Here is a 12911-nt window from a genome sequence, read left to right as displayed (position 1 = left end):
CCTCTTCGGCTGCTGAGCGAGAAAACCTGTTCCTTAAGGGTCGGCGCTCCTTGGTCATCAAGAATGGCAATGCCTGTGGCTCAGCCGAACTGAATGCCCTGGGCCAGCGGCAGCTCGCGCGAGTAGTTGATGGTGTTGGTCGTGCGGCGCATGTATTGCTTCCAGGCGTCGGAGCCGCTCTCGCGGTCGCCGCCAGTCTCCTTTTCTCCGCCAAAGGCGCCGCCGATCTCGGCACCGCTGGGGCCGATGTTGACATTGGCCATGCCGCAGTCCGAGCCGGCCGCGCTCAGAAAGACTTCCACCTCGCGCAGATCGTTGGAGAAGATGCAGGATGACAGGCCCTGAGGCACATCGTTGTTGAGCGCAATGGCCTGCTCCAGCTCGTCGTAGCTCAGCACATAGAGCAGCGGGGCAAAGGTCTCGTGTCGCACGATGCTGGTCTGGGCCGGCATGTCCACAATGGCCGGTGCCACATAAAAGCCCTGCGGAAACTGATGCTCCAGCTGGCGCTGGCCGCCCGTCAGCAAATTACCTCCGTCTTTCAGTGCCTGACTCAGCGAGTGCTGCAGCGCCTCGAACGATGCCTGGTTGATCAGCGGGCCGACCAGCGTATCCGGCTGCAGCGGGTTGCCGATGCGCAGGCTGCGATAGGCGGGCAGCAGCCTGTCCAGCAGCGGCTGTTTGACATCGCGGTGCACGATCAGGCGGCGCAGCGAGGTGCAGCGCTGGCCGGCCGTACCCACGGCGCTGAAGACGATGGCGCGCACGGCCAGATCCAGATCGGCTGCTGGCGTGACCACCATGGCATTGTTGCCGCCCAGCTCCAGAATGCGCTTGCCAAAGCGCGCCGCCACCTTGGGGCCCACGGTGCGGCCCATGCGGCTCGATCCCGTGGCCGATACCAGCGCAATCCGGGGGCTGTCCACCAGGGCCTCGGCGGCAGCCGCGCCGCCCAGCACGATCTGCGCCAGACCTGCCGGAGCCCGGTCGCCAAACCGGGCAATGGCGCGCTCCAGCGCCTTGAAGGTGGCCAGGCCCGACAGCGGCGCCTTGTCGGATGGCTTGAAGATCACCGGGTTGCCGCAGACCAGGGCAATCGCCGCGTTCCACGCGAAGACGGCGCTGGGAAAGTTGAAGGCCGTAATGACGGCCACCGGCCCCAGCGGGTGGTATTGCTCCATGATGCGGTGGCCGGGACGCTCGGAAACAATGGTCTTGCCATGCAGCTGACGCGACAGGCCCAGCGCGAATTCGCATATGTCCACGCCTTCCTGCACCTCGCCCAGGCCTTCCTGAGCTATCTTGCCGACCTCGCAGCAAATCACATGGCCTATATCGGCCTTGGCGCGGCGCAGCTCCTCGCCCCAGAGCCGCACCAGCTCGCCACGCACCGGGGCGGGTACCAGGCGCCACTGCTTGAAAGCCTGCACCGCATGGTCTATGACCTGAGGCACCTGGGCACCGGGCAGGGCGGCCAGACTGGCCAGTTCCGTGCCGTCGATGGGCGAGTGCACGCTGATGTCCTTGCCCTCAAGGGCCTGCAGCTCTATGCCGCAGCGGCTCAGCACGGTCTGGAAGTCGGTTGCGGAGATGGCGGTCATGGCATTCCCTCCTGATTGGTGTGAGATACAGGCCTCAGCCGAGCAGGCTGTCGAAGTAGGAGGCCACGCGGGTGTTCGAGAGTGCGGCCAGCGTGCATTGCTCCTGGCGCACAAAGCCCTGCTGCGGCAGCTGGCCTGTGGCGAACAGCTCCACGGCGGCCAGCATGCCGGCCGAGGTTGTCAGCTCAATGGCCGTGCGCTGTCTGCCGCGCAGTGTGGCGCCAAAGATGCGGGTGCCGCGCATCAGCTGCTCCAGCCGGCCGGCACGCATGCCGCTGGCCATGGCGGCAATCACCACCATGTCTTCGCGGCTGTGAGGCACCGCGCCTTCCAGCACCTGGCGCAGCAGGTCGCGGCGCTCTATCAGGCGCAGGCCGTGCAGCAGCAAATGCATGGCATCGCGGTGGCCGGGGTGGCGTATGGTCTTGTAATTGAGGTTGCGCACCCGGCCTTGCAGCGTCTCGCACAGCGTGCCCAGACCGCCCGAGGTGTTGAAGGCCTCGAAGTTCTCGCCGTCCAGGATCAGCGGCTCGACCCCCTCCAGCGGCGGCACCAGCATGGGCTGTCCATTGACGATGGTGTTGCAGGGCTTGCAGTACTCGTTGATGACGCCGTCCACGCTCCAGGTGAAGTGGTAGCGCAGCGCATTCGTCGCATGGCGCGTGAGCGCGCCCACGCGTAGTTGCAGATCGAACAGCTCGTCGAACTGCTGGGCCAGATGGCCGCCCAGCATGCCGATCAGGCCCGGTGCCAGTCCGCACTGCGGCATCAGCACCGAGCGCGCCTGAGCCGCCATGTCCTGTATGGCGCGCATGGCCGCCACATCCTCGGTCAGATCGAAGTAATGCACGCCCTGCCGCGCCGCAGCCCGGGCCACGCGCTCGGCACAGAAGAATGGCAGTGCATTGATGACCAGCGAGTGCTGCTGCAGCGTGTGGGTCAGCGCCGCATCGTCGTCGATGTCCAGCTGCAGCGGGCGGATCTGCGGGTCGTTGCCGGGCGGGGGCTGCATATCGGCCAGCGTGACGGTGGCTTCATGCAGCTCGGCAGCCATGTCGGCGATCGTTGAGCCGATCTTGCCGGCGCCGAGGATGAGAATGTTCTGTCCAGTCAGCTTCATCATGGAGAACTCCTTGAGAGCAACGCAGCGATCACTTCCTCTGGGGCCATCTTAAACACAGGGCAGCGATTTGCACCACTGAGAAAAGCGTCAGCAGGAGTCGATTTGCGTGGGCAGACAAGGAGTCTTCAGCAGGAGCAGTCCGCTTCGGAAAGAATAGCTGTCAGCGCTTGCGGAGTCAGAGCTGACAGCTTGACAGGCTTCAAGCCCGGAGGCCAGCTGTGACACCCGCTGCAGCAGAGCGGGGTCAGCTGGCCGGTGACCGGGTCTGGTGGTTAGTGCTTGTGCAGCACGATGGTGATCAGGGCCGAGGAGTCGTCCTCGGCCTCGACCTCATGCATGGTTTGGGCGGGAAGAAACAGCAGCTGCCCCGCGCTCAGTGTCTGGCGGCTTGCGCCCTGGATGACGGCGAGCCGTCCCTCCAGACATTGAATCGTCAGTTCGCCCTGCACCTGATGCGCAGGCAGGCGCTTGCCTGCCGTCAACACCAGACGGATCACTTCCAGAGTGTCGGACTTGAACAGTGCAGCGGTCTTCTGGTTTCCCAGCGAAGTGCCGTAGGGCTGCACTTCGACGGGAACCCCGGGTTGGGCGTGGGGCAGGGCCATGGTCTCAGGCCTTTTTCTGCAGCATCTTGATGATGCTGGAAAAGTCTTCGCCGCCATGGCCGGACAGGCTGTGCGCCGCATAGATGGAACGCGCCATGCCGCCCAGCGGCGTGCTGGCGCGGTTGGCCGTGGCGTTGTCCTGCGCCAGGCCCAGATCCTTGAGCATCAGGTCCGTGCCGAAGCCGCCTGCATAGCCCTTGCTGGCCGGCGCGTTCTCATGCACGCCGGGAAAGGGGTTGTATTTTTCAAGGGCCCAGTTGCCGCCCGAGCTGCGACGCATGATTTCGGACAGCACCTTGGGGTCCAGGCCGTTGGCCACGCCCAGAGCGATTGCTTCGCTGGTGCCCACCATCAGAATGCCCAGCAGCATGTTGTTGCAGATCTTGGCCGTCTGGCCCGCGCCGACACCGCCCGCGTGGAAGATATTGGCGCCCATTTTTTCGAGCAATGGCTGGGCGCGTGCCAGCTGCGCGTCGCTGCCGCCCACCATGAAGGTCAGCGTGCCGGCAATGGCACCGCCGGTGCCGCCCGAGACCGGGGCGTCGATGAAGTCTATGCCCGCTGCCTGGGCCGCCTTGGCCACCTTCTGGCTGGTGGCCGCGGCGATGGTGGAGCTGTCGATCACCAGCGTGCCCTTGGCGATGTGCGCGAGCAGACCGGCCGCGCCGTCGCGGCCCAGGAACAGGCTCTCTACATGCTGGCTTGCGGGCAGCATGGTGATGACGGCTTCGGCGCCTTGCACGGCTTCCTGGGCACTGGAGGCCGCCTGTGCCCCGGCGGCCACGACCTTGGCGATGGCCTCCTGGCTCAGGTCGAAGGCTTTGACACTGTGGCCGGCTTTGGCCAGATTGACGGCCATGGGCGCACCCATATTGCCCAGACCGATAAAAGCGATTTGCATGTCTGTCTCCTTGCTGTTGTTGAATTGATAGCGTCTAGCGATTTATCCATAAGCGATTGATTGGTTTTTCGCTTAATTCTTGAGAATGGCACCCTTGTCAGCGAGCAGGCTGCGCAAGATGCTGCGGTGGCAATGCGCCTCGTCGTCGCAGTAGCAGCCCAGAGAAAAGGCGGAGCTGTGCGACAAGGCTGCGAGCAGGCCTAGGGTGCGATCGGCGGCGGGCTCGCTCAGTTGCTTGCGGAACTGCTTCTCAAACTGCTTCCAGAGCTTGTCGGCCTGTGCCTCCTGGCCGGCCGTGCGCAGCTTGATGGCCTCCAGGGCCTGCTGCATCAACTCCACCTCGGGCGAGAGCTCGGGATACCAGCAGTCGTAGTAGTTGCGGCTTGCGAACTCGGCCTTGGGCACGCCGCGCGGCGGTCTGCGCACCGTACCTATGCGCAGACCCTCGTCGGGGGCGCGTTCGCTGCCTAGCTGGACTATGCGTATGGCCATGAGGTCAGTCCTTTGTGCTTATTCGCTGTCGAAAATAGGATGTTTTCTGGGGGCGTCTGCATCAGCCGGTTTCGGGGCAGCCCTGGTGCGCTTGCGCCCGCTGCCGGTGCCTTGGCCGGCAGGACTTTCTCCCTCGCCCGGCTTCTTGCTATCGGTCTCGCTGCTGGCCTTGCTGCCGGTCTTGCGTTTTGGTGTGGCCTTTGCCAGCGGATTGAAGGCCAGGGCTTCGCTGATCCAGTGCTGCCACTGTTCACGCCTGGCGTAGGCCGTGGGGCCGACGAGAAAATAGCCGTCCATCAGTCCGCGCGAGGACAGCGGACGCACGCCCGGCATCTCCGCAATCTGCGCATGACTGGCGGGGGGCAGGCGCACCAGCAACTCGTCGTTTTCCACGCCCAGGCACATCTTGCCGTCGACCATGAACACATGGCAGCCAAACATGGTCTTCTCTTCCACGGCTGTGCAATCCTGCAGCGCATCGCGCACGGCATCTATGAGCTGCAGGGTTTCAGGGGCGATGGGCTTGGCGGGCATGACGATCCTTGCGTTGCGTGATGGCAGCAGCTTAGCGAATGACCTCCGGAGCATCGCCCTCCAGCATGCGCCTGGCAATGATGACGCGCATGATTTCGTTCGTGCCTTCCAGAATTTGGTGCACGCGGGCATCGCGCATCAGGCGCTCCAGCGGGTACTCGCGGATATAGCCATAACCGCCATGCAGCTGCAGGGCTTCGTTGCAGACCATGAAGCCGGCATCGGTGGCAAAGCGTTTGGCCATGGCGCAGTAGGTCGATGCATCACGCGCACCGGCGTCCAGTTTGGAGGCTGCCAGGCGCACCATCTGGCGTGCCGCGACCAGCTCGGTCGCCATGTCGGCGAGCTTGAACTGCAGGGCCTGGAAGCTCGCAATGGACTTGCCGAACTGCTTGCGCTCTTGCATATAGCTTTGTGCCTGGGTCAGTGCCCCCTGGGCCGCGCCCACCGAGCAGGTGGCGATATTGATGCGCCCGCCGTCCAGGCCCTTCATGGCGATCTTGAAGCCTTCGCCTTCGCGGCCCAGCAGGTTGTGCGCGGGAATGCGCACATTGTCGAAGCTGATGACGCGCGTGGGCTGGCTGTTCCAGCCCATCTTCTCTTCCTTTTTGCCATAGCTCACGCCGGCCGCATCGGCAGGCACGGCAAAGGCCGAGATGCCCGAAGCCCCGGAGCCGGCATCGCCGGTTCTTGCCATCAGCACCAGCACATCGGTGCTGCCCGCGCCGCTGATGAAGGCCTTGCTGCCGTTGACGATGTACTCGTTGCCGACCAGCTCGGCCCGGGTCTTGAGCGAGGCCGCGTCCGAACCCGCGCCGGGCTCGGTCAGGCAGTAGCTGGCCAGCTTGCTGCCGCTGGTGAGCTGCTCGCCCCATTCGGCGCGCACGGCGTCGGTGGCCCAGGTTCCCAGCATCCAGGTCGCCATATTGTGGATGGTGATGAAGGCCGTGGTCGATGGATCGACGGCCGCCATTTCTTCGAAGACCAGCGTGGCATCAAGTCGTGGCAGGGCCAGGCCGCCAATGCTTTCCGGAGCATAGAGGCCGCAGAAGCCCAGCTCGCCGGCCTTGGCAATCGCATCGCGCGGGAAGATGTGCTCGCGGTCCCATTCGGCCGCATGCGGCGCCAGCTCGGCCTGCGCAAAAGCACGGGCGGTATCGGCAAAAGCGCGTTGATCTTCGCTGAGTTCAAAGTCCATTTCATGTCTCCTTTTTTGTTCTATTCGTCTTCTGGCCCCTGACGGCTTTGCAGCTCAGTCCGGCGGCCCCTGGTGCAGCCAGCGCTTGAGCACCGCATTGCGGGTCGTGATCTGCTGCACCAGACAGCCGTGGTAGCGGCTGGGCCAGTCGGGCTGCGCTTCAAAGGCCTTCGTGGCCTGCTTGCACTGGGTGATGCGATGGCGGCTCCATTCGCCTTGCTCCTTGCGCAGAGCGGGGCGCTCATGAGCCGATAGCGCGCGCATCACATCGCCGTAGAGGATCTGGTGGTCGGTGTCGGCTTGTTGGAAATCCTTGATGGCGCAGGCATTGGTCTGGGCCGTGGTGCCGCCGGGCACGCAGTCGGCTCCGGCCTGGGCCAGTGCCTGTTGGCTCAAGCTTGCTGCAATAAGAAGAGCGGCAAGCGATTTGGTGTCAATGGTCGCAGGCCTAGCTTGCCTGAATTTCTGGATGCGGATCGTCATGCCCGCATCATCGCAGTCTGTGGTGGCCTGCAGGCGCAATCGGTGTGGGGTGAGCCTGTTCATGGCTGTTTTTCACCTTGAGCCTGTTTCGCCAGCGGAGACCAGTTGTTCTTGAAGTCCTTGACCCGGCTCAGCGCCATGCCGATGCGGCAAGCCGCCATGTCTTCGGCTTCATGGACATAGCCATTGGGCTGGCAGCGCCGGTCGCGCCGCTGTGTCCAGTCGTCTTGCTCGGTTTGCAGGGCCTGGGCGCTGGCCTGCGGCAGTTGGCGCTGCAGGTACAGGTAGAGCACCTGCATGCCCCGTTCCAGGACCTGGGCCTGTTGCTCAAGGCAGGCAAGAGACAGTGGCTGATCTGAGGGGCAGTGCAACGGGGTCGGTTCGTTGTCCTGGGCCGAGGCCACAGGCAGATGGGCAATCAGCAGACTGCCGGCTGCCAGAGCGCACAGACGAGCCAGCCGCCGTGCGGGGCTGTGAGATGTGTTTGCGGCTGGGCGCAGGGGCGAGGAGCGTGACAATTCGTACATGCCTGCCATCATCGGCAAAGCCGCACAGTGCGGCCCGGGCCTGGCAAGAGGCAGGGCTGCACTGTCGGGTTTCATGGCCGGCTTACTTGAGGCTGATGGTGGTGTTCACGCCGTGGCTGGTGGTGCTGTCGTCGAACCAGCGTGCCGTGATGGTCTTGGTCTGGGTGTAGAACATGACCACCTGCTTGCCGTAGGGGCCCAGGTCGCCCAGCTTGGAGGCCCGGCTGCCCGTGAACGAGAACAGCGGCACGGGAACGGGGATGGGCACATTGATGCCGACCTGGCCCACATCGATATCTTCCTGGAACTTGCGCGCGGCCGCACCCGATTGGGTGAAGATGGCCGTGCCGTTGCCATTGGGGTTGGCGTTGATGAACTCGATGGCCTGATCGATGTCCTCGGCCGCGACCAGGCACAGCACGGGGCCGAAGATTTCCTGCTCGTAGATGCTCATGCCGGGCTTGACGCCGCTGAAGATGGTTGGGCCGACAAAATTGCCCTTGGCATAGGCTGCCACCTCGGGTTTGCGACCGTCCAGCTCCAGCGTGGCGCCGTCGGCCAGACCGCGTTCGATCAGGCCTTCGACACGCGACAGGGCTGCGCAGCTCACCAGGGGGCCGACATCGGTGCCGGGCTCGGTACCTCCATTGACCTTGAGGGTCTTGGACTTGGCCACCAGGTCGGGAATCCAGTTGCGGGCCTCTCCCACCAGAACGGCCACGGAGACCGCCATGCAGCGCTGGCCGGCCGCACCGAAGGCAGCGCCCAGCAGGGCGTTGAGCGACTGCTCCTTGTTGGCGTCGGGCATGACGATGGCGTGATTCTTGGCGCCCATCATGCATTGAACGCGCTTGCCGTTGAGGCTGGCGCGGTTGTAGACATGGGTGCCGACCTTGGTCGAGCCCACAAAGCTGATGGCCTTGATATCGGGGTGGTCGCAGATGGCGTTGACCACGTCTTCGCCGCCGTGGATGACGTTGAGCACGCCAGGAGGCACGCCGGCTTCCAGTGCCAGCTCGGCCAGGCGCATGGTGACGATGGGGTCCTGCTCGGAAGGCTTGAGGATGAAGGTATTGCCCGTAGCGATCGCCATGGGGAACATCCACAGCGGAATCATGGCTGGGAAGTTGAAGGGCGTGATGCCTGCACACACGCCCAGCGGCTGATTCAGCGTATAGGTATCGACACCGTTGGCCACATTGTTGGCCAGCTCGCCCAGTTGCAGATTGCCGATGCTGGCCGCGTGCTCCACGACTTCCAGGCCGCGGAAGACATCGCCTTCGGCGTCGGGCAGGGTCTTGCCCTGTTCGGCCGTCAGCAGGGCGGCCAGCTCCTTCATGTTTTCGCGGATCAGCTGCTGCAGCTTCAGAAAGATGCGGGCGCGTGCGCCGATGGGCGTCTTTTTCCAGGTCTTGAACGCTTGCTTGGCATTGGCCACGGCGGCGTTGACCTCGTCGGGCGTGGCGAACGGTACGCGCGCCAGCACTTCCTGCGTCGCGGGGTTGACCACATCGCGCCACTGGGTGGTTTTGGATTCGACCATCTGCCCGTTGATGAGCAGCTTGACCGTGGGCGCCAGAACCTTGGCGGAAGTCGGTGCGTTCATGAGGTGTCTCCGTTGGTGAATTCGTTCCTCATGGTATGTGTGCGGATTTGCTGTAGCAATAGCAAACACTGCACATAGGGTGTGCAAATGTGCACAAGTGGGTGCTATGTCTGCCAGCGCTTTGGAGCTTGTCGTGCAGGCATGACTGCAGTACCTGCGGCGGCAAAATGCAAAAGGGCCCACCCGGGCCCTTTTGCCGTTCTCAGGTGCTCTTAGAGCTCGCTGAACATCTCGTCAAAGGCTTCGCTCGCGAAGTCGTTGCGCCAGGCCTTGTCCTTGTCCTTGGGCACCATGCCCAGGGAAAGTACGCCCTCGTAGGTGTAGCTGGCGGGGGCTGAGTATGCTGCTTGCAGCTTCTTGAGTTCGCCCTGCACCTGATCCAGGCTGAGCTTGTTGCGCACCATGCGTTGAATGCCCTCGGCCCAGGTCTCAGGGGTCTTGACCAACTGGCAGCTGAACTTCACATCGGTATTGAGCACGCCATGCTTGTCGAGCTTGGGCTTGGTGGCCGAGACGGTCTTGCACTGCGATTGCTGACGCGCCTGTTGCACCGTGCTCATCAGGCTTTCCACGGGCGCACGCAGGGCGCTGCGCTGTGCCTCGGGGAACAGGGGCAGGGCCACGTCGGTGACTTCACGTGGGAAGTCCTTGTCGGCTTGCTTGAGTTCGGCGGCGTTGGCGTAGTCCGCGCTGCGGCCCGAGCGCAGGCGGTCCGGGCGCAGATAGTCATTGAGCTGGCTAATGGCCTGCTCGTCGTGATTGACCAGGGTGCGGATGTACAGCTCGGCAGCAGCAATGGGCGAAGGCGGCTCGGCTGCCTGCGAAGCTGCGGCCAGGGGAAGCAGCAAAAAAGCGACGGCAGTCTTGATGGAATTGTTCATATTTTTATAACGATTTGAAGGGGCTGAATCACGTGGAGTCACGTGAACACAGCATGGGGCCCTGGCAGACAGACGGCGCTGCGGCTTGGGCGGGAAGCTGCCGAACAGCCCTGGCGCTTATCAGCGGGGGCTCATGGCATGCGGGCGTTCTAGAGGTGGGATGGAGATCCGGAGAAACGCCTCGCAACAAGTGTAACCCCTGGTCGAGGTCGTTTTTGCGCGCTTTGGGAGCTCTGCTGTCTTCGTGCAGCTCCTCTTGATCTGGAGCGCAGATAGGCATTGCATCAATGAAAAAAGCCCCGTGCAGCCTGTGCTGACGGGGCTTTGCCGGCTGCGGGCGTATGCCTGTGCCGTGATCTATTTGATGGCCGCAAGCGGCTCTCAATCCAGGCTGATCTGGGCTTTTTCAATCAGCAGCTTGTATTGCTCGGACTTCTTCTTGGCAAATTGCTGCATCTCGGGCACGGTGAAGCTCATGGGCTGGAAGGCGAAGGTGGAGAACTTCTCTTTGACCTGCGGGTCCTGCAGCACGGCCACCACATCGCTGCGGATCTTGTCGCGCACGGCGGCGTCCACGCCCTTGGGGCTGAGCAGGGAGACAAAGGAGTTCACATCCAGCTCGGCTGGGCCGCCGGCTTCGGCGACCGTGGGCACGTCCGGCATTTGCGCAATGCGCTTGGGTGCGGCCACGGCCAGATAGCGAATCTTGCCGCTTTTGTAGATGCCCTGGCTGGAGGGCAGGCTGGCAAAGCTCCAGCTCGGGTCGCCGTTGGCCACCGAGGTGAACAGCTGGCTGACCTCGCGGTAAGGCACATGGGTCATCTTGCTGCCCGTCAGATAGTCCAGCCATTCGCCGCCCAGGTGGCCGGGACTGCCCACGCCCCAGGAGCCGTAGCTGATCTTGCCGGGCTCGGCCTTGGCGGACTTGATCAGGTCGCCCATGTTCTTCCACGGCGAATTCGTGGGTACGGCCACAAAGAAGGGTGTCAGGAACAGTGGGGCCACAGGGTCGAAGTGGCTCAGCGTGTTGAAGTTCTTGTTCTTGTAGAGATAGGGCAGGGCCGAGATATGCTCGCTGTCCAGTTGCAGCAGGGTATAGCCGTCGGGCTTGGCGCGGCGCGCGTACTCAATGGCGACAAAGCCGCCGCCACCGGGGCGGTTGTCCACGGTCACGCCCTGCTTCCAGCGCTGGGCCAGCTTTTCGCCCACGATGCGCAGCACGGCATCGGGGCCGCTGCCCACCGCAAAGGCCGTGACCACGGTCACGGGACGGTTGGGATAGCTGGAGGCATCACCCTGGGCCAGAGCCTGGCCGGCTGCGGCCAGCATAGCGGCTGCGGAAACTATTGTTTTAATAGCTGCTAGCGTATGTGTGGATTGGTTTTGGTCCTGATTTTGCTCGTATTTCACAGTTTGTCTCCGGTGGGTGTTTTTAGGGACTGCAAAGCGTTGCTGGGCAGCCGCGTCCGGGGCGGCTGCAGTGGCGGGTCTATTGCGGAGCGTCGGGCTGGGCCAGAGGCGCAGCCTGGGCAAAGGCGGGCAGGGCGCTGCATGCCGCATCGACGGCGCTGATCAGCGGCCAGCGGGCCAGATCCACGCCAAAGCGGCGTGCGCTCTCGACCTGCGGAATCAGATAGATATCGGCAAGGCTCGGTGCATGGCCAAAGCAGAAGTGCCCGCGTGTGTCGTCCCGGGCCAGCAAGGCTTCGATGGCGTCAAAGCCGGCCGTGATCCAGGTGGCGCACCAGGCGTTGATGGAGGCCTCGTCGGCACCGAACTGCTGGCGCAGGGTCTGCAGGATGCGGCGGTTGTTGATGGGGTGCACATCACAGCCCACGATGGCCGCCAGGGCGCGCACATGGGCGCGTGCCTCGGGGTCGGCAGGCAGCAGTGCAGGCGTGGGGTAGCGCTCTTCCAGCCATTCGATGATGGCCGGCGACTGGATCAGCGTCTCTCCGCTGTCCAACACCAGCGCGGGCACCAGGCCTTGAGGGTTGATACGCTTGAACGGCGCTTCGGCCTGCTCGTCCACGCGCAGATCGACAGGGAGGTAGTCGGGCGTGAGGCCCTTGAGATTGAGAGCAATGCGCAGGCGGTGCGAGGTGCCGCTGCGAAAAAAGCTGTAGAGCTTCATGGTCTGTGCGCCTTACTCGGGCTGGCCCACGTTCAGGGCAATCTCGCCCACGCCTTCCACACGACCTGTGATCCGGTCGCCGGGCAGCACGGCGCCCACGCCTTCGGGCGTGCCCGTGTAGATCAGATCACCGGCTTGCAGGTGATAGAACAGCGACAGGTCGGCAATGATTTCGCGGATGTTCCAGATCAGCTTGTTCACATCGGACTGCTGCTTGACCTGACCGTTGACGCTCAGCTCGATCAGCCCGGACTCGATCACCTTGCCGGGCATGGGCACAATTTCGCTGGCGATGGAGGACTGCTCCACATCCTTGCCCAGATCCCAGGGGCGACCCTTGTCGCGTGCCACCAACTGCAGATCGCGGCGTGTCATATCAAGGCCGCAGGCATAGCCGTAGATATGTTCATGGGCCTGGCTGGCAGGAATGCGAAAGCCCGGTTTGCCGATGGCCACGACCAGCTCCATCTCGAAGTGGTAGTTGGCGGTTTCAGGGGGATAGGCCACGGTGGCGCCCGATTCGGTCAGCGTCTGCGGAGCCTTGGTGAAGTAGAAGGGACGCTCTGTGCTTTTGTCCACGGGGCGGCCCATCTCCAGCGCATGGGCGTGGTAGTTGCGGCCCACAAAGAACAGGCGGTTGACGGGCAGGCGCTGCTCGCTGCCGCGCACGGGCAGGGACTGCACGGGGGACGGAGCCCAGAGATAGTTGTCGTTGTAGTTGGCTTGGGTCATATGTGATTCCTGATGGGTATCGGTGACTAGGTGCTTGAAAAAGAGGCGTTCCATGTGTGAGGCAGCCAGCAAGGGCCTAGGCGGCCCCGCCGCC

At 63.6% G+C, this 12911-nt stretch carries 14 protein-coding genes; all 14 read right to left on the bottom strand.

Annotated elements, in window-relative coordinates; all coding sequences use genetic code 11:
- Positions 1–80: 80 nt before the first annotated feature.
- Complete coding sequence (locus EIC84_RS14700) at positions 81–1601, bottom strand: aldehyde dehydrogenase family protein (RefSeq protein WP_003067474.1); 1521 nt, start codon at positions 1599–1601, stop codon at positions 81–83.
- Between the two features lie 34 nt (positions 1602–1635).
- Positions 1636–2724 carry a saccharopine dehydrogenase family protein gene (locus EIC84_RS14695; RefSeq protein WP_003067476.1) on the bottom strand — a complete coding sequence of 363 codons (1089 nt, stop codon included), beginning with the start codon at positions 2722–2724 and terminating at the stop codon, positions 1636–1638.
- 272 nt (positions 2725–2996) lie between these two features.
- The gene (locus EIC84_RS14690; RefSeq protein ID WP_003067478.1) at positions 2997–3329 is read right to left on the bottom strand and encodes a cupin domain-containing protein; all 333 of its coding nucleotides are present in this window, start codon (positions 3327–3329) and stop codon (positions 2997–2999) included.
- A 4-nt stretch (positions 3330–3333) separates the two neighbouring features.
- Complete coding sequence (gene mmsB, locus EIC84_RS14685) at positions 3334–4230, bottom strand: 3-hydroxyisobutyrate dehydrogenase (protein ID WP_003067480.1); 897 nt, start codon at positions 4228–4230, stop codon at positions 3334–3336.
- 72 nt (positions 4231–4302) lie between these two features.
- Complete coding sequence (locus tag EIC84_RS14680) at positions 4303–4722, bottom strand: DUF488 domain-containing protein (RefSeq protein ID WP_003067482.1); 420 nt, start codon at positions 4720–4722, stop codon at positions 4303–4305.
- Positions 4723–4740: 18 nt separating this feature from the next.
- Positions 4741–5256, bottom strand: a complete 516-nt coding sequence (locus tag EIC84_RS14675) for a TfoX/Sxy family protein (RefSeq protein WP_003067484.1) — start codon at positions 5254–5256, stop codon at positions 4741–4743.
- 31 nt (positions 5257–5287) lie between these two features.
- On the bottom strand, positions 5288–6454 hold the full coding sequence (locus EIC84_RS14670) for an acyl-CoA dehydrogenase family protein (protein ID WP_003067486.1): 1167 nt from the start codon (positions 6452–6454) through the stop codon (positions 5288–5290).
- A 54-nt stretch (positions 6455–6508) separates the two neighbouring features.
- Positions 6509–6976, bottom strand: coding sequence for a lysozyme inhibitor LprI family protein (locus EIC84_RS14665; RefSeq protein WP_370456511.1), 468 nt, complete (start codon positions 6974–6976; stop codon positions 6509–6511).
- A 20-nt stretch (positions 6977–6996) separates the two neighbouring features.
- Complete coding sequence (locus tag EIC84_RS14660; protein ID WP_237704481.1) at positions 6997–7464, bottom strand: lysozyme inhibitor LprI family protein; 468 nt, start codon at positions 7462–7464, stop codon at positions 6997–6999.
- Between the two features lie 82 nt (positions 7465–7546).
- Positions 7547–9070, bottom strand: coding sequence for a CoA-acylating methylmalonate-semialdehyde dehydrogenase (locus tag EIC84_RS14655; protein ID WP_003067492.1), 1524 nt, complete (start codon positions 9068–9070; stop codon positions 7547–7549).
- A 212-nt stretch (positions 9071–9282) separates the two neighbouring features.
- Positions 9283–9951, bottom strand: coding sequence for a hypothetical protein (locus EIC84_RS14650; protein WP_003067496.1), 669 nt, complete (start codon positions 9949–9951; stop codon positions 9283–9285).
- A gap of 381 nt (positions 9952–10332) precedes the next feature.
- Complete coding sequence (locus EIC84_RS14645) at positions 10333–11280, bottom strand: tripartite tricarboxylate transporter substrate binding protein (RefSeq protein ID WP_003067498.1); 948 nt, start codon at positions 11278–11280, stop codon at positions 10333–10335.
- A gap of 160 nt (positions 11281–11440) precedes the next feature.
- Positions 11441–12085 carry a maleylacetoacetate isomerase gene (maiA, locus tag EIC84_RS14640; protein ID WP_003067500.1) on the bottom strand — a complete coding sequence of 215 codons (645 nt, stop codon included), beginning with the start codon at positions 12083–12085 and terminating at the stop codon, positions 11441–11443.
- A 12-nt stretch (positions 12086–12097) separates the two neighbouring features.
- Complete coding sequence (locus EIC84_RS14635) at positions 12098–12817, bottom strand: fumarylacetoacetate hydrolase family protein (protein WP_003067502.1); 720 nt, start codon at positions 12815–12817, stop codon at positions 12098–12100.
- Positions 12818–12911: the final 94 nt, after the last annotated feature.

It is taken from the genome of Comamonas sp. A23 (genome assembly GCF_004522605.1).
Taxonomy (GTDB): domain Bacteria; phylum Pseudomonadota; class Gammaproteobacteria; order Burkholderiales; family Burkholderiaceae_C; genus Comamonas; species Comamonas thiooxydans.
The sequence above is the reverse complement of the archived record's forward strand: the minus strand, read 5'-3'. Positions and strand labels throughout refer to the sequence as shown.

Excerpts from the sequence above, each read along its gene's own strand:
- maiA (WP_003067500.1), bottom strand. The coding sequence starts at position 12,085 with ATGAAGCTCTACAGCTTTTTTCGCAGCGGCACCTCGCACCGCCTGCGC.
- EIC84_RS14635 (WP_003067502.1), bottom strand. The coding sequence starts at position 12,817 with ATGACCCAAGCCAACTACAACGACAACTATCTCTGGGCTCCGTCCCCC.
- EIC84_RS14695 (WP_003067476.1), bottom strand. The coding sequence starts at position 2,724 with ATGATGAAGCTGACTGGACAGAACATTCTCATCCTCGGCGCCGGCAAG.
- EIC84_RS14645 (WP_003067498.1), bottom strand. The coding sequence starts at position 11,280 with ATGCTGGCCGCAGCCGGCCAGGCTCTGGCCCAGGGTGATGCCTCCAGC.
- EIC84_RS14655 (WP_003067492.1), bottom strand. The coding sequence starts at position 9,070 with ATGAACGCACCGACTTCCGCCAAGGTTCTGGCGCCCACGGTCAAGCTG.
- EIC84_RS14650 (WP_003067496.1), bottom strand. The coding sequence starts at position 9,951 with ATGAACAATTCCATCAAGACTGCCGTCGCTTTTTTGCTGCTTCCCCTG.
- mmsB (WP_003067480.1), bottom strand. The coding sequence starts at position 4,230 with ATGCAAATCGCTTTTATCGGTCTGGGCAATATGGGTGCGCCCATGGCC.
- EIC84_RS14690 (WP_003067478.1), bottom strand. The coding sequence starts at position 3,329 with ATGGCCCTGCCCCACGCCCAACCCGGGGTTCCCGTCGAAGTGCAGCCC.
- EIC84_RS14700 (WP_003067474.1), bottom strand. The coding sequence starts at position 1,601 with ATGACCGCCATCTCCGCAACCGACTTCCAGACCGTGCTGAGCCGCTGC.
- EIC84_RS14660 (WP_237704481.1), bottom strand. The coding sequence starts at position 7,464 with ATGTACGAATTGTCACGCTCCTCGCCCCTGCGCCCAGCCGCAAACACA.
- EIC84_RS14675 (WP_003067484.1), bottom strand. The coding sequence starts at position 5,256 with ATGCCCGCCAAGCCCATCGCCCCTGAAACCCTGCAGCTCATAGATGCC.
- EIC84_RS14680 (WP_003067482.1), bottom strand. The coding sequence starts at position 4,722 with ATGGCCATACGCATAGTCCAGCTAGGCAGCGAACGCGCCCCCGACGAG.
- EIC84_RS14670 (WP_003067486.1), bottom strand. The coding sequence starts at position 6,454 with ATGGACTTTGAACTCAGCGAAGATCAACGCGCTTTTGCCGATACCGCC.